We start from the raw sequence: 18,771 nt of genomic DNA on the forward strand, positions 1-18,771 counted from the left end.
CGTTTTTGTATCCGAGTTTTGAAAAAGGAATCGCCCGTATGTTGGACGCCACGCTTAAATCGCAACTGAAAACCTACCTGGAGCGGGTCACCCAGCCGATCGAGATCGTTGCTTCCCTCGACGACGGCGCGAAGTCCCGCGAATTGCACGACCTGCTGGTGGAAATCGCCGGCCTGTCGAACCTGATTACCTTCGCCGCGGACGGCACCGACGCCCGTCGGCCTTCGTTCTCGCTGAACCGCCCGGGCGCCGACATCAGCCTGCGCTTTGCCGGCATCCCCATGGGCCACGAATTCACTTCCCTGGTGCTGGCGCTGCTGCAAGTCGGTGGCCACCCCTCCAAGGCCAGTGCCGAAGTGATCGAGCAGATCCAGGCGCTTGAAGGTGAGTTCACCTTCGAAACCTACTTCTCGCTGTCGTGCCAGAACTGCCCGGACGTAGTCCAGGCGCTGAACCTGATGGCGGTGCTCAACCCCAACGTGCGCCATGTGGCCATCGATGGTGCGCTGTTCCAGGATGAAGTGGAAAGCCGCAAGATCATGGCGGTGCCGAGCGTCTACCTGAACGGCGAAGTGTTCGGCCAGGGGCGTATGGGCCTGGAAGAGATCCTCGGCAAGATCGACACCAATGCCGGTGCCCGCCAGGCCGAGAAGATCAATGCCAAGGACGCCTTCGACGTGCTGGTGGTCGGCGGTGGCCCGGCCGGTGCTGCCGCGGCCATCTACGCTGCGCGCAAGGGCATCCGTACCGGTGTTGCTGCCGAGCGTTTCGGTGGGCAGGTGCTCGACACCCTGGCCATCGAGAACTTCATCTCGGTGCAGGAGACCGAAGGGCCGAAGCTGGCCACGGCCCTGGAAGAGCACGTCAAGCAGTACGATGTCGACATCATGAACCTGCAGCGCGGCGAAGCGTTGATCCCGGCCACCGACGGCGGCCTGCACGAAGTGCGCCTGGCCGGCGGCGCCTCGCTCAAGGCCAAGACGGTGATCCTGGCTACCGGTGCCCGCTGGCGTGAGATGAACGTGCCGGGCGAGCAGCAATACCGCGCTCGCGGCGTGGCCTACTGCCCGCACTGCGATGGCCCGCTGTTCAAGGGCAAGCGCGTGGCGGTGATCGGTGGCGGCAACTCCGGCGTGGAAGCGGCCATCGACCTGGCCGGTGTCGTTGCCCAGGTGACCCTGATCGAGTTCGACAGCCAGCTGCGTGCCGATGCCGTGCTGCAGCGCAAGCTGCACAGCCTGCCGAACGTCAAGGTGATCACCAGCGCGCTGACCACCGAAGTGCTCGGCGATGGCGAGAAGGTCACCGGCCTGCGTTACAAGGACCGCGCCACCGATGCGTTGCACGACCTGGCACTGGAAGGCATCTTCGTGCAGATCGGCTTGCTGCCGAACACCGACTGGCTCAAGGGCACCGTGGAGCTGTCGCCGCGCGGCGAGATCATCGTCGACGCCAAGGGCCAGACCAGCATCCCGGGTGTGTTCGCTGCCGGTGACGTGACCACGGTGCCGTACAAGCAGATCGTCATCGCAGTGGGCGAGGGCGCCAAGGCGTCGCTGGCCGCCTTCGATCACCTGATCCGCACTTCGGCCCCGGCCTGACCGCCTGCGGGTGCAACGCAAAAACGCCGCCATCCCTCGGGGATGGCGGCGTTTTAGTGGGTGTCGCCTGTCTCAGGCCGGTTTGCCCAAGACCGCGTCGGTGGCCTTGCCACGCCCGCCCAGCCACACCAGCAGCAACCCGGCCGCCGCCAGCAGGCCGCCGGCCATCGGCACCGCCGCGTAGCCCAGATCCAGGCTGATCACCGCGCCGCCCAGGGCCGCGCCCACGGCATTGCCCAGGTTGAACGCGCCGACGTTGATCGACGACGCCAGCCCCGGCGCTTCGGCTGCGGCGATCATCACCCGCATCTGCAGCGGCGGAACCACGGCGAAGGTGAACATCCCCCAGACCAACAGCGCCAGCGCAGCGCCGACAGGGCTGCCCAGCACCAGCGGCATCAGCAACATGATAGCTGCCAGTGCACCGAGGAATATCTTGGCGGCGCCGTCCAGCGACCAGTCAGCCAGCTTGCCGCCCAGGCTGTTGCCCAGGGTAAAGCCGACGCCGATCAGCACCAGGCCGAGGGTGACGAAGCTGGCGGAGGCGCCGGTCAGTTCGGCGAGCACCGGGGCGACATAGGTGTACAGGGTGAACATGGCGCCTGCGCCGAGCACGGTGGTGGCCATGGCCAGCAGCACGTTGGGACGGGCGATCACTGCCAGCTCCTTGCGGACATGGGGCACGTTGCCGCGCTCGCCCTTGGGCAGCGCATACCACAGTGCGGCGATGGCCAGCAGGCCGAGCACCGCGGTGCCGGCAAAGGCCATGCGCCAGCCGACCTGTTGGCCGAGCCAGGTGGCGGCCGGCACGCCGCCGATGTTGGCGATGGTCAGGCCCATGAACATGGTGGCCACGGCGCTGGCCTGCTTGTCCCGGGGCACCACGCTGGCGGCCACCACCGCGCCCAGGCCGAAGAAGGCGCCATGGTTGAGGCTGGTGATCAGGCGCGAGACAAGCAGGGTGTAGTAGTCCGGCGACAGTGCCGACAGCAGGTTGCCGAGGGTGAAGATGCCCATCAGCATCATCAGCGCGGCACGCTTGCCGAAGCGGCTGAACAGCAAGGTCATGATCGGCGCGCCGACCATGACGCCGATGGCATAGGCGGTGATCAGCATGCCCGCGCTGGGAATGCTGGCGCCGACGCCATCGGCGATCACCGGCAGCAGGCCCATGGGGGTGAACTCGGTGGTGCCGATGCCGAAGGCGCCGATGGCCAGGGCGAACAGCACCCGTTTGGGGGAAAGCGTGCTCATTGGGAGCTCCGAAAAAGCGTTTGAAATCAGGGAGGTGGGCCTATATGCCCGAAGGATATCAGTCCCAGGCCGGCGCCAGGCCGTCTGGGCTGACTTCACGGCCGTCACGCTCCAGGGTGGCGATGCGCGCCATGTCGTCGGCGTCCAGGCGCAGGCTCTGGGCGAGCAGGTTGCTGGCCAGGTTCTCGCGCTTGGTTGATGAAGGGATCACCGCGTAGCCCAGTTGCAATGCCCAGGCCAAGGCCACCTGGGCCACGGTGGCCTTGTGCTTGGCGGCGATTTGCGCCAGCAGCGGATCCTTCAGGACCTTGCCATAGGCCAGGGTCATGTAGGAGGTTGTGGCGATGCCTTGTTCCGCGAGGAAGCCGGTGAGCTTGCGGTTTTGCAGATACGGGCTGAGCTCGATCTGGTTGGTGGCGATCTCCCCCTGGCCGACCACGGCGATGGCCTGGCGGGTCAGCTCGATATTGAAGTTGGAGATGCCGATCTGGCGGGTCAGGCCCTGGCGCTTGGCCTCGGCCAGGGCCTGCATGTATTCGGGCAGTTCGACGCCGTTGCCGGGCGCCGGCCAGTGGATCAGCAGCAGGTCGACATGCTCGGTGCGCAGTTTGGTCAGGCTCTCGCGCAGGCTGGGGATCAGTTTGTCGGCGGCGTAGTTGTCGACCCAGATCTTGGTGGTGATGAACAGCTCGTCGCGCGGCACGCCGCTTGCGGCGATAGCCTGGCCGACCTCGGCCTCGTTCTTGTAGATCTGCGCGGTGTCGATGGCGCGGTAGCCCAGCTCCAGCGCCGCACTGACCGAGTCGATGACGGCCTGGCCGGTGAGGCGGAATGTGCCAAGGCCAAAGGATGGAATGCTCATGAATGTGCTCCTGTCGAGTGAATGAGTGCAGTGTGCAGGGTTCGGCGGAATTGATTAAGGCCTCGACAAACCAAGGTCCTTTGAGCTGGAGTCATGAATGGAGGGTTGGGTTGTGATCGGTGCGTGACAATAATGGCGCTCACCCGCGGAGGGATACGCTGGATAAGACCGGCCGGGCCGATAATCGCAGTCAGGCCAGCGTTACCGGAGGATGTTGTGATTGAGCAAGTGCGGCTAGGCGTGGCCATGGCTGGATCGACGAAGCTGTGGCCTGCCGTATTTCCAGGAGCAGCCTGATTTGTCAGTCAATGCCCTTTACCAGCAACGGTTCGAGACCGTACTGGCCTATATCGAGGACAACCTCGAAGGTGACCTCTCGGTGGAAACCTTGAGCGCCGTGGCTCATTTTTCGGCGTTTCATTTTCACCGCCAGTTCAGTGCCTATGTGGGCGTCCCGGTTGCCCGTTATGTGCAGCTGATGCGCCTGCGCCGTGCCGCGCATCGGTTGGTCGGGCAGCCCGAACACTCGGTGCTGGACGCGGCGCTGGCGGCGGGCTTCGAAAGTCCGGAAGCGTTCAGCCGGGCGTTTCGACGGGCCTTCGGGCGTGCGCCCAGCGCGTTTCGCCGGCGGCCGGACTGGCAGGTATGGAATACGGTGTTTGCCATTCCTCATTTTTCCAGGAGCATCACCATGCAGGTACGAATCGTCGATTTCGCCGCCGTGCGCCTTGCCGCGCTCGAACATCGGGGGCCGCCGAGCCAGGTCAGCGAAACCGTGCGCCGGTTCATCGACTGGCGCATGAGCAGCGGGCAGTCGCCCGTGGCCAGCAGCCGCAGCTTCGGCATTCCCTACAACAATCCGGACACTACCGCGCCGGAAGACTTCCGCTTTGCCATCTGCGGGGAAATCCATGAGGCCGTGGCGCCGAACGCTCAAGGCGTCTGTGAGTCGAGCCTGCCCGCGGGGCGCTGCGCAGTGGTGCGCCATGTCGGCTCTCCGGACCACATCGGCGAGACGATCTACCCGATCTACCGCGACTGGCTACCCGGCAGTGGCGAGGAGCTGCGCGATCATCCGCTGTTCTTCCACTACCTGAGCATCTATCCGCAGACGCCGCTGGAACAATGGCAGACGGATATCTACGTGCCATTACGCTGAGCGCCAAGGCCGCGCGCAGATGAGCCCGCTTCCGCAGTCCTTGCAGGGGGGGCTTATCTGCGCGGCGGCGCCTTGGTCAGTCGCGGATCTTCGCCGGGTCGGTTTGCAACTGCCACAGCCCGGCATGGGCCGCCAGTTGCGCGTCGAGGTCGTACTGGCTGCCGTTGCGCCGGGCCTTCTCATCGGTCTTGAACAGATCGTCGAGCAGGTTCAGCAGGTTGCGCGAGCGGCTCACCGACTCGGGCGTGCTGACATCGGACTCAAGCTTGCCGCCCTCGTAGGTCAGCACGCGCTTGGTGCTGGTGGCCTCCTGGGTGGCCTTGGCTTCCTTGAGCACATTGTCGACGAACGACAGTTCGGTGGTGCTGCTCGCCGTTTCGCTGAGTGTGTGGTAACGGTAGTTCTTTTCGTCGAACGGATCCGCTTCGGTGAGCTTGGCAGCAGACGACAGGCTCGAATGCCAGGCGGCATCCAGCTTGGCCTCCTGGCGTTGCTGACGGGCGATGGTGGTGCCTTGGCCACTGGTCGAGGTCGATTGCGACACCTGGTAGGCGAAGCGGTCTTCCTCATCCAGGCGTCGCGCGTTCGGGCGGCTGGACGGTTGCACGATCGAGGCCTTGAAGTCGGCCAGGCCGCTGAGCAACGCGCGGCTGTAGGAGTTCACCGCGTCGTTATGGCCCGCCGGGCGCGGGCTGTTGTCGTCGATGCTGTTCAGTTGGCTGAAGGCATCCTTGAGCAGCGAGGTCAGTTGAGCATCGCCCTTGCCGCGCTTCTGCGCCTCGTCGAACTGGGTCAGGTAGTTGTCCAGGGCGGCCTGGCGCTGGGCCTTGCCGCCGAGCAGCGCGCCGCCCTGGGAGTCGAGGTCCAGCTGTACCTGGCCACTCGGGCCATCGAGTTTCAGGCTGCGGGTGGAGCCGTCCAGGCGCAGGTCGAAGGTCTGTTGCCCACCACTGGGCAAGTCCAGCTTGGCATTCATTTGCAGGCCGCTGAACAGGCTCGGATCGAGCTTGACCAGCGAGCCGAGCTGCAGGCTCGGCGGTTGCCGGGTCAAGCCATTGATCGCCGACTGGAAACCGTCGGCCAGGGCAGCCAGGCCCTTGAGCTCGCCGGCGTTGAGCTCGCCGCCCTGGACTTCGGCGTCGACCGCCAGGCCCCGCTCACCGTTGAACAAAGCCAGTTTCACCGTGGCGCCGGAGGCGGTGGTGAGGCTGAGGGTGACGGTATTGCTGGCGAACTCGCGCAGGCGTGTCTGCTGCAGGCTCAGCGGGGTGGTGTCGGTCTCGTTGACCTGCAAGGCCGACTGGGAGACGCGCTGGCCACCGCTGGCCGCCAGCTGCTCCACCAGGGCGCTGCCCAGGCCCTGGAAGCGGGCGGCGGTGGAGGACGACTTGACCGCGCTGAACATGTACATGCTCAGCTTGTCCAGCCCGTCCTGTTCCCAGGTGTAGCTGGGCTGCGCGCTGTCCAGCGTGCCTCGCGAGGTGTAGGTCTCACTGTCGGGAATGCGGGTGTCCTGGCCCAGGATGACCTGGGTGCCTGGGGCGCTGGCGACGCTCGTGGGCTGGCGAACGATCAGGTTCGGCGCGGGAGCGGGTGGAGTTTGGATCGGCGTGAATCGCAGTGCCGAGGTGATTGGGCTCATCTTCGCTTTCCTTGCGGAGTGAAAAGGATATGCCCTGATATCGGCATGCCATCAGCAAACCTGAGTGAATGTTCGGATTTTCCCTCGGCCTATCCGGACTGGTCGTCTTGCCGGCGCAGAAATGAATCGGCCCGCCATAAGGCGGGCCGGGAGTGCTGCAAGCGACGATCAGCGGCGGCGGAACAGCGGCAGCGGTTCGTCGGTGGCGCCCTGGTAGGTCACCGAGAAGTCCTTCAGGCTCTGCAGGGCGTCTTCCGGGTCCTTGTCGGCGCGGATGGCGAACGCGTCGAAACCGCAGCGGGCCATGTAGAACAGCTGGTCACGCAGTACGTCGCCAATGGCGCGCAGCTCGCCCTTGAACTTGTAGCGGTCACGCAGCAGGCGCGCGTTGGAATAGCTGCGCCCGTCGGTGAAGGCCGGGAAGTTCAGGGCGATCACCTGGAAGTGCTCGACGTGCTCGCCGATTTCCTCGGCTTCTTCGTCGCTGTCCAGCCAGATGCCCAGGCCGCCGTCGCGGGCCTTGAGCAGGCTCGGATGGTCGCGCCACAGCTGCAGCGGCACGATGTAGTCGTCGCAGTTGGTCAGTTCGTCGATCGAGACGTCCTTGGGCAGCAGGTGCCAGGTTTCGTCGACGATCTGGTTGTTCTTAATGATTCGCTGCATAGACGCGTTCCTTGAAGGGGTCGATGCCGATCCGCTGGTAGGTGTCGATGAAGCGCTCGTCTTCAGTGCGCCGCTCGACGTACACATTGATCAGCTTCTCGATCACGTCGGCCATGTCGTCCTGGGCGAAGGAAGGGCCGAGGATCTTGCCCAGGCTGGCGTCGCGCGCGGCATTGCCGCCCAGCGAGACCTGGTAGAACTCCTCGCCCTTCTTGTCCACGCCAAGGATGCCGATGTGGCCGACGTGGTGGTGGCCGCAGGCGTTCATGCAGCCGGAAATGTTCAGGTCGAGCTCGCCGATGTCGAACAGGTAGTCCAGGTCGTCGAAGCGGCGCTGGATGGACTCGGCGATCGGGATCGACTTGGCGTTGGCCAGCGAGCAGAAGTCACCGCCCGGGCAGCAGATGATGTCGGTCAGCAGGCCGATGTTCGGGGTGGCGAAGCCTTGCTCGCGCAGCTCCAGCCACAGCGCGTGCAGCTGACGCTGCTCGACGTCGGCGAGGATGATGTTCTGCTCGTGGGAGGTGCGCAGGTAGCCGAAGCTGTAGCGCTCGGCCAGGTCGGCGACCGCGTCGAGCTGCTTGTCGGTCAGGTCGCCCGGGGCAACGCCGGTGGGCTTGAGCGACAGGGTCACGGCAACATAGCCCGGCTTCTTGTGCGCGCGGGTGTTGCGCGAGCGCCAGCGGGCGAAGCCCGGGTGCTCGGCGTCCAGCGCGCTGAAGTCGGTGTTGTTCAGGGCCAGGTACTCGGGATCGACGAAGTGGCGGGCGACGCGCTGTACTTCGGCCTCGGTCAAGGTGGTGTTGCCGCCACGCAGGTGGACCATCTCGGCCTCGACCTTCTCGGCGAACACTTCCGGGGTGAGGGCCTTGACCAGGATCTTGATCCGCGCCTTGTACTTGTTGTCACGACGACCGTAACGGTTGTACACGCGCAGGATGGCGTCCAGGTAGCTGAGCAGGTCCTGCCAGGGCAGGAACTCGTTGATGAACGCGCCGATCACCGGAGTGCGGCCCAGGCCGCCACCGACCAATACGCGGAAGCCCAGTTCGCCTGCGGCGTTGCGCACCGGCTCCAGGCCGATGTCGTGCACTTCGATGGCGGCGCGGTCGTCGCTCGAACCGTTGACGGCGATCTTGAACTTGCGTGGCAGGTAGGCGAATTCCGGGTGGAAGGTGGTCCACTGGCGGACGATCTCGCACCACGGGCGCGGGTCGACCAGCTCGTCGGCGGCGACACCGGCGAACTGGTCGGTGGTGACGTTGCGCAGGCAGTTGCCGCTGGTCTGGATCGCGTGCATCTGCACGGTGGCCAGCTCAGCGAGAATTTCAGGGATGTCTTCCAGCGCCGGCCAGTTGTACTGCACGTTCTGGCGCGTGCTGATGTGCGCATAGCCCTTGTCGTAGTCGCGGGCGATCTTCGCCAGCATGCGGGTCTGACGTGCGTTCAGCTGGCCATACGGCACGGCGACTCGCAACATCGGCGCGAAACGTTGGATATACAGGCCGTTCTGCAGGCGCAGAGGGCGGAATTCTTCTTCGCTCAGCTCACCGGCCAGGTAGCGGCGGGTCTGATCACGGAACTGCTTGACGCGGTCCTCGATGATCCGCTGATCGTACTCGTCGTATACGTACATATAAGTCCTGTCTCAGGCTGCATGCAGCTAATCGCGCGCACGGCCGCGCACTCCGGGGCGGAGCGGAGGAACGATAGCAGAGTGGGTTTATGCGCTAAAGTGATGTTTTTGCATATGAAAAGAACCAATTGGACTAAGTGAGACTGACTGGCATTTGTCCGCTGCGGTACATCGCAGGGCTATAATCCGGGGTTTGCTTCGCAGGGGAGTAACAGCATGCTCAAGGCCTTGTGCCAGAGCCTGTGCCTGAGCCTGCCACTGGCAGCGAGCGCGCAGGCCGCTTCGGTGGTATTTCTCAACCCGGGCTACTCCGATGAAACGTTCTGGGTTGACTATTCACGTTTCATGCAGGCCGCCGCCAGCGACCTGGGCATGACCTTGCGCGTGCAGTACAGCGAGCGTCGCGCCGACCTTGCCCTTACCCAGGCTCGCGAGGTACTGCAAGGGCCGCAGCGCCCGGATTACCTGGTGCTGGTCAACGAGCTGTACGTCGCGCCGGAGATCATCCGCTTGTCGCGGGGCACCGGGGTCAAACTGTTCCTGGTCAACAACGGCCTCACCGACAGCCAGGCACACAGTGTCCAGGCGCAGCCGGACAAATATCCTGAAGTACTCGGCACGTTGGTCAGCAACGACGAGGAGGCGGGCTACCAGATGCTCAAGGCGCTGGTGGCGCAACTGCCTGCCGAAGCCGGGCCGGTCGACCTGCTGGCCTTTGCCGGGGTCAAGACCACGCCGGCTTCGCAGCTGCGCGTGCAGGGCATGCGCCGGGCACTGGCCGAGTTCCCCCGGGTGCGCCTGCGCCAGGTGGTATACGGCGGCTGGAGCCGCGAGCGCGCCTTCGAACAGGCGCAGATGCTGCTCGAGCGCTACCCCGACACCCGCCTGGTGTGGGCGGCCAACGACCAGATGGCGTTCGGTGCCATGCAGGCCTTCGAAGCGTTGGGCAAGGTACCGGGGCGCGACACCCTGTTCAGTGCGGTCAATAGCTCGCCCGAGGCACTGCGCGCGCGAATCGAAGGGCGTTTGAGCGTGCTCATGGGCGGGCACTTCACCCTGGGTGGCTGGGCCATGGTCATGTTGCACGACGACGCACAAGGGCTTGCAGTGGATCGCGACGGCCAGCGTGAGCACAGCGCGCCCGCCCTGCAACTGATCGACCCGGCCAAGGCGCGGCGCTGGCTCAAGCTGCTGGAGCAGGATGACCACGGCATCGACTTCCACCGTTTCAGTGCCGAAGGGCGGCCGGCGGATTTCCGCTACCCGTTTCTGACTTCACCCGTCGAGTATTGAAAGACCCTGCTTGAGCGAAGGGCATTGCTGGACTTAACTGCTGCTTGTGAAGTGCATTCCCATAACCACTACAAGAGGCAATGCAATGGGAAACTCTACCAAGGTCCGCAAAGCTGACAGCAGTGTCGATGCCTGGGCGATCCTGTGTCTGATCGTACTGGTGGTGGTCACCGCGGTGTACTGGGTCAGCCATCAATAGCGGATAACTGCTCAAGACCGTGAGATACACCTGAACCGCCCGCGGAAGGGATATCCGCGGGCGGATTGCGTTTAGCCAAGCAGTATTGCCCGGCGCGACTAGCGCGCCGTCAGGTGCATCGCCAGCTGCACCAGGCCGATCAGCGCGAAGATGAAGATCAGCGTGAACACCGTCCCCATCACGATGAAATGGCTGGCCTTGCCATAGGTGAAGTCGCGGGCGCGGTTCTTGCCGCTTTGCACGCCAAACGCCGCGGCAAGGATGCTTTGCAGCATTTGCCAGAATGTCGGTGGCTTGCCATGTTGGCTGTCGTCCATGAGTGGCTCCTGGGTTCAGAGGCAATCACCGACAGTGTAGGCGACTCAGGCCGATGCGATTGCCGGGCTTGCCTGTTCCTGCTCATCCTGGGCCACCACCCGCTCGCACAGCTCGATGATCTGCTCGCGCATCCAGCGGTTTGCCGGGTCCTGATCGGTGCTTTCGTGCCAGTACAGGTGAGTCTCCAGCGCCGGTACCTCCACCGGCAGGGGCTGGTGGCGCAACTGGTGGCGGCGGGCGAAACGCTCGGGCACGGTCATGACCATGTCGGTCTGCTGCAGTACCTGGGAGGCCATCAGGTAGTGCTGCGAACGCAGGGCGACACGGCGTTGCACGCCCATCTTGCCCAGGGCCAGGTCCACGTAGCCCAGGCCGTTACGGCGGCTGGAGATATGGATGTGGGTCATGGCCAGGTAGTTGTCCAGGCTCAGCTTGCTGTCGGCGTGTGGGTGGCCGGGGCGCATGGCGCAGACATAACGGTCCTGCATGAGCTTGACGTGACGCACCTGAGGGTCGGTGTTCAGTGGCGCGTCGACGGCGAAGTCCAGGCGCCCGGCGGCCAGTTCCTTGGTGGTCTCGCGGCGCTTGCACAGGAAACTCTCGATCACCAGCGCCGGGGCGAGCCGCCGCAGGCGCTGGAACAGCGGTGGCAGGATCACCGCCTCGGTGAGGTCGGTCATGCTGATGCGGAAGGTCTTGCTTGCCTGCAGCGGGGTGAAGATGCGGCTTTCCTGTACCGAGGTGCGCAGCAGCGACAGCGCGTTGCGCACCGGGCCGATGATGTTCTGCGCCATGGGCGTGGGCACCATGCCCTGGGCGGTGCGCACGAACAGCGGGTCGTTGAACGTCTCGCGCAGGCGTGACAGGGCGTTGGACACCGCCGGCTGGGTGATGCCGACGATCTGCCCGGCGCGTGTCAGGTTGGCTTCGGTGTAGATCGCGTCGAAAACGATGAACAGGTTGAGGTCGACCTTGCTGAGGTTCATGGGCGCCGCTCTTTGTTGGAGTTATGGATCGATCATATATTGGTTATGAATGTTTATACACGAAGAAAATAGACTAGGTGGATGAAGGGTGGCTGTTTTAGGCTCAGGTCCATGTTCTTCATTGACGGAAGGTAGCCCCGATGGATTTCGCCTATTCGCCCAAAGTCCAGGCACTGCGCGAGCGCGTCAGCGCATTCATGGATGCATACGTCTACCCGGCCGAGCCGGTGTTCGAGCGCCAGGTCGCCGAGGGCGACCGCTGGCAGCCTACCGCGATCATGGAGGAGCTCAAGGCCAAGGCCCGCGAGGAAGGGCTGTGGAACCTGTTCCTGCCCGAATCCGAATATGGCGCAGGGCTGAGCAACCTTGAGTACGCGCCGTTGGCCGAGATCATGGGCCGCTCGCTGCTGGGGCCCGAGCCGTTCAACTGCTCGGCGCCGGACACCGGCAACATGGAAGTGCTGGTGCGCTACGGCAGCGAGGCGCAGAAGCGCCAGTGGCTCGAGCCGCTGCTGCGCGGCGAGATCCGCTCGGCGTTCGCCATGACCGAGCCGGACGTGGCCTCTTCGGATGCCACCAACATGGCCGCCACCGCCGTGCGCGACGGTGACGAGTGGGTGATCAACGGCCGCAAGTGGTGGACCTCCGGCGCCTGCGACCCGCGCTGCAAGGTGATGATCTTCATGGGCCTGTCCAACCCCGACGGCCAGCGTCATCAACAGCACTCGATGATCCTGGTGCCCACCGACGCAGCCGGCGTGAAGATCGTCCGCCCACTGCCGGTGTTCGGCTACGACGACGCGCCCCACGGCCATGCCGAAGTGTTGTTCGAGAACGTGCGAGTGCCTTACGAGAACGTGCTCCTCGGCGAGGGCCGTGGCTTCGAGATCGCCCAGGGCCGCCTCGGGCCTGGGCGCATCCACCATTGCATGCGTTCGATCGGCATGGCCGAACGCGCCCTGGAGCTGATGTGCAAGCGCTCGGTCGAGCGCACTGCCTTCGGCCGGCCGCTGGCACGGCTGGGTGGCAACGTCGACAAGATAGCCGACTCGCGGATGGAGATCGACATGGCCCGGCTGCTGACCCTGAAGGCCGCGTACATGATGGACACCGTCGGCAACAAGGTGGCGCGCAGCGAGATCGCCCAGATCAAGGTGGTGGCGCCGAACGTGGCGTTGAAGGTGATCGACCGGGCCATCCAGATCCATGGCGGGGCAGGGGTGAGCGGTGATTTCCCGCTGGCCTACATGTACGCGATGCAGCGCACCCTGCGCCTGGCCGACGGGCCGGATGAGGTGCACCGGGCGGCGATTGGCAAGTATGAGATTGGCAAGTATGTGCCGAAGGAAATGCTCCGTAGCGAGCGCTAGGGTTTGCCGCCTGAGTCGTGGTGGCTGGCATTGACGACAGAAGACCCGCCTAGGCGGGTCTTCTGATCGGCATTCGGCCTGGCAGGATCAAACCCCCGCCGCCAGCTTTGCACCCATCTGCCGACGGCGATACGCACTGTCGCGGCTGGCCAGCCACCAGTACAGCGGCGAGGTGATCGCCAGCCCCACCAGCCACGACAGGTCGGCGCCGTTGATGTGCTCGGACACCGGCCCGACGTACAGCGGCGTGTTCATGAACGGGATCTGCACCACGATACCCACCGCATAGGCGATCAGCGCCTGGGGGTTGTAGCGGCCGTAGATGCCGCCGTCGACCTTGAAGATCGAGTCGATGTCGTAGTCGCCCTTGTGGATGACATAGAAGTCGATCAGGTTGATCGCCGTCCACGGCACCAGCACCACCAACAACACCAGCACCATATCGACGAAGTGGCCGATGAAGTCCGCCGAGGCGAACACCGCCACCACGCAGCAGGCCGCCAGGACGAGCAGCGACAGCACGGCGCGGCTCTTGGCAGTGGGGATCCAGCGGTAGGCGAAGGTCTGCACCAGGGTGATGATCGACAGCACCGCGCCGTACAGGTTGAGGGCGTTGTGGCTGATCACGCTGAGCAGGAACAGCACCAGCATCAGCGGGCCGAGAGTGCCGGTGGCAAGCTTGACCGCGTCCATGGTGTCCATCCCGGCAGGGATCGCCAGCACCGCCACCGCGCCGAAGATGAACGACAGGCTCGAGCCCAGGGCCGAGCCCAGGTAGGTGGTCCAGAAGGTCGCGGAAACCTTCACGTCGGCCGGCAGGTAGCGCGAGTAGTCCGACACGTAGGGCGCGAAGGCGATCTGCCACAGCGCCGCCAGGGACACGGTGGCCAGCCAGCCGGCCAGGTTGAAGCCGCCACGGGTGAGGAAGTCGTCGCTCTGCACATGGCTGAAGATGTAGCCGAAGCCGACCACGATGCCAACACCCAGTACCCAGGTACCGATGCGGTTGAGCACGTGGATGAAGCGGTAGCCGATGATGCCGATGATGCCGGAGCCCAATGCGCCGATGACGATGCCCACGGACACCGGCACCGTCTCGACCACGCCATGCAGCGACTTGCCGGCCAGGACGATATTGGAGGCGAAGAAGCCGATGTACATCACCCCGGCGATCACCACCACCAGCAGGGCGCCGAGCGAACCGAACTGGGCGCGGCTCTGGATCATCTGCGGGATGCCCATCTGCGGGCCCTGCGCTGAATGCAGGGCCATGAGCACGCCGCCGAGCAGATGGCCGACCAGGATGGCGACGACGCCCCACACCAGGTTGAGGTGGAACAACTGCACGCCCAGCGCGCCGGTGACGATGGGCAGCGGCGCGATGTTGCCGCCGAACCACAGTGTGAACAGATCCCTTACCTTTCCATGGCGGTCTTGCGGCGGCACGTAGCCGATCGTGTGTTTCTCGATGAGGGGTGCCGAATTGGCTGCACTGGTCATGACTGACTCCAAGGCAAGGTGGGCATCGGGTGCTGCCCGGGTGCGTGCCGGCAAGGGGCGACGCGTTCTTGTTGGCGCGATGATGCGGCGCGGGCGGGGATCGAGAAATTAGTAAATTTGTGCTCATGGGCCTTAAAAAACCTAAGGCTGGCAAAAGCTTGGGCGGCGGAGGCACAAGCCCGCCGCCATGATGCGCAGGCGTGAACACGCCTGTGGTGCAGCGGCTATGCTGTCTAGTGCGCGGGTTGAGTGGGGGAGCGCCTCATGGCGACGCTGGAGCGGGCCATCGCGATGGCCATCAAGGCACACGAAGGGCAGTTCGACAAAGGCGGGGCGGCTTACATCCTTCACCCGCTGCGGGTGATGGGGCGGGTGATCACCCCCGAGCAGCGCATCGTCGCGGTGTTGCACGATGTGCTGGAAGACACGCCGCTGACCCTGGCCGACCTCGCCCGTGAAGGCTTCCCGCTGAAAATCCTCGCCGCGCTGCTGGCGCTGAGCCGGCGCGAGGGCGAAAGCTACGAGGCGTTCGTCATTCGCCTGGGTGTGGACCCTTTGGCGCGCCAGGTGAAGCTGGCGGACCTGGCCGACAACAGCGACCTTTCGCGCATCCCCTGCCCAGGCCCGGCAGATGTGGCCCGGCTCTGCCGTTACCAGCAGGCCAGCGCCTACCTGCAGACGCTGGCCTGAAGGCCTTCAGCCGCAGGCCTTGAGGTTGACCGGGCCGACGAAGGCGTTGCCGCGCCCCATCACGCATGCCACTTGCTGGTTGCGCTGCAGTTCCCAGGCCTGCGGCGGGTAGGTCTTGTTCCAGGCCTCGAACAACTGGCGGTCCTGTTTGGACAGGCGCAGGTCGTACTGTTTGCTCATGTAGAAGTAGGTGCGCGCGATCATTCCGCGGATCGACGGGCGTGGCATGACCTTCTTGGCCTTGAAGTCGACCTGGGTCAGGCAACTGCCGTACTGGCCATGCTGCTCGGGCAACCAGCCGAAGCTGAAGTTGCTGCGGTCGCCGTTGACCTCGCCGATGCTCGGCACCAGGTTGTGCAGGTCGGCCTCGGCCCGCTGGTAGACCTTGTCGTTGCGCGAGCAGTTCTTGCGCCCACCATCCTGCCAGCACTGGCGCTGATGGCCGATCTGCCAGGCCGGGACAATGTGCTCCCACTCGATGCGCGAGGCACGGTTGAGGTTCTTGCGCGGCGCATAGCCGCAGGACGCCAGGTCGACCTTGTTGCCCTGGTACTTGCAGCCGCAATAGAACTCGGTGGACTGCGGCGCGTACAGCTTCCAGGCGACCTTCTTGGCTTCCTGGAAGGTGCGCGGGGCGTCGGCGTGGGCGAGGGGTGTAAGCAGCAGCAGGCAGGCAGCGAAAAGCGAAACTCTCATGTGCAATCAGTCTTCCTTCGGCACGGTCCAGAACACCTGCACGCCGCCATCGTCGCGGTGGGCGAGGGTGACGTTGTCGTTCTCGGCGATTTCCTCGAGCAGCGTGGCCCAGTCGTCGGGCGATTCTTGCTCCAGGCGGAAGATCAGGGCGGCGCGGCTGCGCTGGGCGGTGGGGCTGTTGATGATCTTCTGGATGCGCTGACCCAGTAGTTCATAACTGCTTGGCGACGCTGGGGCGGTTTTGGCCACGGGGCTGTTCCTTGTTTTGCTGTATGTGCATACAGTATTTCACTGTAAGTCATTTCGCAACAGCAGGTAGGATGAAAGCCGTATAAGACCGTGGTAGAGGGATTGGTTCCATCGAAGGTATTGCGGGGCCAGCCCGCTCCCACAAAGTCGCCGCAGACCTGTGGGAGCGGGCTGGCCCCGCGATGGGCCGGTATGTTCAACACACCAGCCCGAGGTGCATGCCGATCAGTATTCCCAGAAGATCCGCTGCAGCTCTTTGCTGTCCTGGGTCTTGGTCATCGCCACCATTGCCAGGATCCGCGCCTTCTGCGGGTTCAGGTCATGGGCCACGACCCAGTCGTTCTTGTCGTCAGGCTGTTCGGCATTGCGCAGCACGAAGCCGCCCTGGTTGACGTGGGACGAACGGATGATCTGCACGCCTTCCTTGCGCAGCTCCTGCAGCGCCGGCACCACGCGCGACGACACCGAGCCATTACCGGTACCGGCGTGGATGATCGCCTTCGCGCCACCCTGGGCCAGCGCCTTGTAGGCGGTGTCGGTCACGTTGCCGTAGCCGTAGGCGATATCCACGGCCGGCAGCTTGCTGATGGTCTTGATGTCGAACTCGGAGTTGACCGTGTGGCGCTTGGCCGGCAGGCGGAAGAAGTACGACTTGCCTTCGACCACCATGCCCAGCGGGCCCCACTGGCTCTTGAAGGCTTCGGTCTTGATATTGACCGCCTTGCTCACGTCACGGCCGGACTGGATCTCGTCGTTCATGGTCACCAGCACGCCCTTGCCACGGGCGTCCTTGCTGCTGGCCACGGCCACGGCGTTGTACAGGTTGAGCATGCCGTCGGCGGACATCGCGGTGCCCGGACGCATCGAGCCGACCACGATGATCGGCTTGTCGGTCTTCTCCACCAGGTTGAGGAAGTAGGCGGTTTCTTCCAGGGTGTCGGTGCCGTGGGTGATGACGATGCCATCGACGTCCTTGCTGTCGGCCAGTTCGGCGACGCGCTTGCCCAGCTTGAGCAGGTCGTCGTTGCCGATGCTTTCCGAGGCGACCTGCATCACCTGCTCGCCGCGCACGTTGGCCAGGTCCTTCAGCTCTGGCACGCCGGCGATCAGCTTGTCGATGCCTACCTTGGCGGCCTGGTAGGTGGCGCTGTTGGCGGCGCTGGCGCCAGCGCCGGCGATGGTGCCGCCGGTGGCGAGGATGACCACGTTGGCGAGTTTCTGTTGTTGCGCGGCTTCCTTGGCGGAAACGCCGGTCGGCAGTACCAACAGCAGCGCCAGGGCGCTCGGTGCGAAGGTCTTGATAGCGGATTTCATCATTACTGCTTCTCTCTTCCTGGGTGAGATGTGCGTTATGTCGCACTGGGTAAAGGCAGATTTCGTACCAGCAACTACCGTTCGTCGAATTTCATCTGGAAACCCCTGTTGCGACTGGGGGTACTCGAAGCGACCATGGGGTCAAGCCGATCCGTGGTGTTCGGCTGGCCGAACAAGCGAAGGAAATGTGTTCGGTTTTTCGGACAAATTGCGGATAATCCGACCGGCGTAGCCGTGGCTGCCTACGCAATGGATTTGACAAAAGCGGGGCCTGTTTACATAGTTAGTCACCGCAAACGTTTGCGATCCGATAAAAACCACAAGATTCGGAGTCATTTCCATGAAGCTGCCGTTTTCCGGCCGTCCGCTGGCCCTTGCCGTTCTGTCGTCGCTGATCTTTTCCCTGCCTACCGCCCACGCCGACGAGGCGCCCAAGGTCGCCCTGGTGATGAAATCCCTGGCCAACGAGTTCTTCCGCACCATGGAAGATGGCGCCAAGGATTATCAGAAGACCCACGCCAGCGAATTCCAGCTGGTCGCCAACGGCATCAAGAACGAGACCGACACCGGCGAGCAGATCCGTATCGTCGAGCAGATGGTCAACGTGGGCGCGAAGGCGCTGGTCATTGCCCCGGCCGACTCCAAGGCGCTGGTATCGGCGGTGAAGAAGGCGATGGACAAAGGCGTGATCGTGATCAACATCGATAATCGCCTCGATCCCGAAACCCTCAAGAGCAAGGGCATCAGCGTGCCGTTCGTAGGCCCGGACAACCGCAAGGGCGCGCGGCTGGTCGGCGACTACCTGGCCCAGCAAAAGCTCAAGGCCGGTGACCAGGTCGGCATCATCGAAGGCGTGCCGACCACCACCAATGCCCAGCAGCGCACCGCCGGTTTCAAGGACGCCATGGAAGCCGCGCAGATGAAGATCGTCTCGGTGCAATCCGGCAACTGGGAGATCGACAAGGGCAACGCCGTTGCCGCCTCGATGCTCAACGAGTATCCCGATTTGAAGGCGCTGCTGGCCGGCAACGACAGCATGGCCCTGGGTGCTGTCTCGGCCGTGCGCGCCGCCGGCAAGACCGGCCAGGTGCAGGTGGTCGGCTACGACAACATCAAGGCCATCGAGCCGATGCTCAAGGATGGCCGTGTGCTCGCCACCCTCGACCAGGCGGCCAGCCAGCAGGCGGTGTATGGCATCCAGGCGGCGCTGAAGATGCTCAAGGGCGAGCAGCCCGGCGTGGATGCCGACAATGTCATCCAGACCCCGGTCAAGCTGATTACCAAGTGACAAAGTGATCTCTGTAGGAGCGGCTTCAGCCGCGATGCAGGCACTGCGGTG

At 64.2% G+C, this 18,771-nt stretch carries 17 protein-coding genes; 6 read left to right on the forward strand and 11 right to left on the reverse strand.

The window, feature by feature from the left end; genetic code table 11:
- Positions 1-38 precede the first annotated feature (38 nt).
- Positions 39-1,601 (forward strand): alkyl hydroperoxide reductase subunit F, encoded by a 1,563-nt coding sequence (gene ahpF, locus ACVWY1_RS04255; RefSeq protein ID WP_457377830.1) that lies wholly within the window; start codon positions 39-41, stop codon positions 1,599-1,601.
- 72 nt (positions 1,602-1,673) lie between these two features.
- Here ahpF and ACVWY1_RS04260 read toward each other — a convergent pair whose 3' ends face one another.
- Both ACVWY1_RS04260 and dkgB read right to left on the reverse strand, forming a co-directional pair.
- Positions 1,674-2,855, reverse strand: a complete 1,182-nt coding sequence (locus ACVWY1_RS04260) for an MFS transporter (RefSeq protein ID WP_457377831.1) — start codon at positions 2,853-2,855, stop codon at positions 1,674-1,676.
- Positions 2,856-2,913: 58 nt separating this feature from the next.
- Complete coding sequence (gene dkgB / locus ACVWY1_RS04265) at positions 2,914-3,717, reverse strand: 2,5-didehydrogluconate reductase DkgB (protein ID WP_277504810.1); 804 nt, start codon at positions 3,715-3,717, stop codon at positions 2,914-2,916.
- A gap of 298 nt (positions 3,718-4,015) precedes the next feature.
- Between dkgB and ACVWY1_RS04270 the strand changes: the two genes are divergently transcribed.
- Positions 4,016-4,876 (forward strand): AraC family transcriptional regulator, encoded by an 861-nt coding sequence (locus tag ACVWY1_RS04270; RefSeq protein WP_457377832.1) that lies wholly within the window; start codon positions 4,016-4,018, stop codon positions 4,874-4,876.
- Between the two features lie 76 nt (positions 4,877-4,952).
- On the opposite strand, the gene ACVWY1_RS04275 is transcribed toward ACVWY1_RS04270, so the two are convergent.
- The 3 genes from ACVWY1_RS04275 to ACVWY1_RS04285 form a co-directional block, all read right to left on the reverse strand.
- A complete protein-coding gene (locus tag ACVWY1_RS04275; protein WP_457377833.1) occupies positions 4,953-6,518 on the reverse strand; it encodes a hypothetical protein in 1,566 nt (521 codons plus the stop codon).
- Between the two features lie 168 nt (positions 6,519-6,686).
- Positions 6,687-7,181, reverse strand: a complete 495-nt coding sequence (locus tag ACVWY1_RS04280; protein WP_023629994.1) for a DUF934 domain-containing protein — start codon at positions 7,179-7,181, stop codon at positions 6,687-6,689.
- The gene (locus ACVWY1_RS04285; RefSeq protein ID WP_102682869.1) at positions 7,165-8,817 is read right to left on the reverse strand and encodes a nitrite/sulfite reductase; all 1,653 of its coding nucleotides are present in this window, start codon (positions 8,815-8,817) and stop codon (positions 7,165-7,167) included. The genes ACVWY1_RS04280 and ACVWY1_RS04285 overlap by 17 nt, the downstream gene beginning before the upstream one ends.
- 216 nt (positions 8,818-9,033) lie before the next feature.
- Here ACVWY1_RS04285 and ACVWY1_RS04290 point away from each other — a divergent pair, with 216 nt between their 5' ends.
- Entirely contained in the window at positions 9,034-10,110 is a 1,077-nt protein-coding gene (locus tag ACVWY1_RS04290) for an ABC transporter substrate-binding protein (RefSeq protein ID WP_457377834.1), read from the forward strand.
- A gap of 297 nt (positions 10,111-10,407) precedes the next feature.
- On the opposite strand, the gene ACVWY1_RS04295 is transcribed toward ACVWY1_RS04290, so the two are convergent.
- Together ACVWY1_RS04295 and ACVWY1_RS04300 are read right to left on the reverse strand one after the other, a co-directional pair.
- Positions 10,408-10,626, reverse strand: coding sequence for a DUF2970 domain-containing protein (locus ACVWY1_RS04295; protein WP_277504802.1), 219 nt, complete (start codon positions 10,624-10,626; stop codon positions 10,408-10,410).
- Between the two features lie 45 nt (positions 10,627-10,671).
- The gene (locus tag ACVWY1_RS04300) at positions 10,672-11,613 is read right to left on the reverse strand and encodes a LysR family transcriptional regulator (protein ID WP_102682867.1); all 942 of its coding nucleotides are present in this window, start codon (positions 11,611-11,613) and stop codon (positions 10,672-10,674) included.
- A 140-nt stretch (positions 11,614-11,753) separates the two neighbouring features.
- On the opposite strand from ACVWY1_RS04300, the gene ACVWY1_RS04305 reads away from it, so the two are divergent.
- On the forward strand, positions 11,754-12,983 hold the full coding sequence (locus tag ACVWY1_RS04305) for an acyl-CoA dehydrogenase (protein ID WP_102682866.1): 1,230 nt from the start codon (positions 11,754-11,756) through the stop codon (positions 12,981-12,983).
- 87 nt (positions 12,984-13,070) lie between these two features.
- On the opposite strand, the gene ACVWY1_RS04310 is transcribed toward ACVWY1_RS04305, so the two are convergent.
- Complete coding sequence (locus ACVWY1_RS04310; protein ID WP_277504798.1) at positions 13,071-14,483, reverse strand: purine-cytosine permease family protein; 1,413 nt, start codon at positions 14,481-14,483, stop codon at positions 13,071-13,073.
- 264 nt (positions 14,484-14,747) lie between these two features.
- Between ACVWY1_RS04310 and ACVWY1_RS04315 the strand changes: the two genes are divergently transcribed.
- Entirely contained in the window at positions 14,748-15,173 is a 426-nt protein-coding gene (locus tag ACVWY1_RS04315) for a bifunctional (p)ppGpp synthetase/guanosine-3',5'-bis(diphosphate) 3'-pyrophosphohydrolase (RefSeq protein WP_023631215.1), read from the forward strand.
- 6 nt (positions 15,174-15,179) lie between these two features.
- Here the strand turns inward: ACVWY1_RS04315 and ACVWY1_RS04320 are convergent, their stop codons facing one another.
- From ACVWY1_RS04320 to ACVWY1_RS04330, 3 genes are all read right to left on the reverse strand, one after another.
- The gene (locus ACVWY1_RS04320; protein WP_046855152.1) at positions 15,180-15,869 is read right to left on the reverse strand and encodes an endonuclease; all 690 of its coding nucleotides are present in this window, start codon (positions 15,867-15,869) and stop codon (positions 15,180-15,182) included.
- A 6-nt stretch (positions 15,870-15,875) separates the two neighbouring features.
- The gene (locus tag ACVWY1_RS04325) at positions 15,876-16,118 is read right to left on the reverse strand and encodes a DUF1654 domain-containing protein (RefSeq protein WP_457377835.1); all 243 of its coding nucleotides are present in this window, start codon (positions 16,116-16,118) and stop codon (positions 15,876-15,878) included.
- 225 nt (positions 16,119-16,343) lie between these two features.
- Positions 16,344-17,432 (reverse strand): asparaginase, encoded by a 1,089-nt coding sequence (locus tag ACVWY1_RS04330; protein WP_110704619.1) that lies wholly within the window; start codon positions 17,430-17,432, stop codon positions 16,344-16,346.
- A 340-nt stretch (positions 17,433-17,772) separates the two neighbouring features.
- On the opposite strand from ACVWY1_RS04330, the gene ACVWY1_RS04335 reads away from it, so the two are divergent.
- Positions 17,773-18,720, forward strand: coding sequence for a substrate-binding domain-containing protein (locus ACVWY1_RS04335; RefSeq protein WP_457377836.1), 948 nt, complete (start codon positions 17,773-17,775; stop codon positions 18,718-18,720).
- Positions 18,721-18,771 lie beyond the last annotated feature (51 nt).

This window comes from Pseudomonas sp. TE6288, from assembly GCF_054062095.1.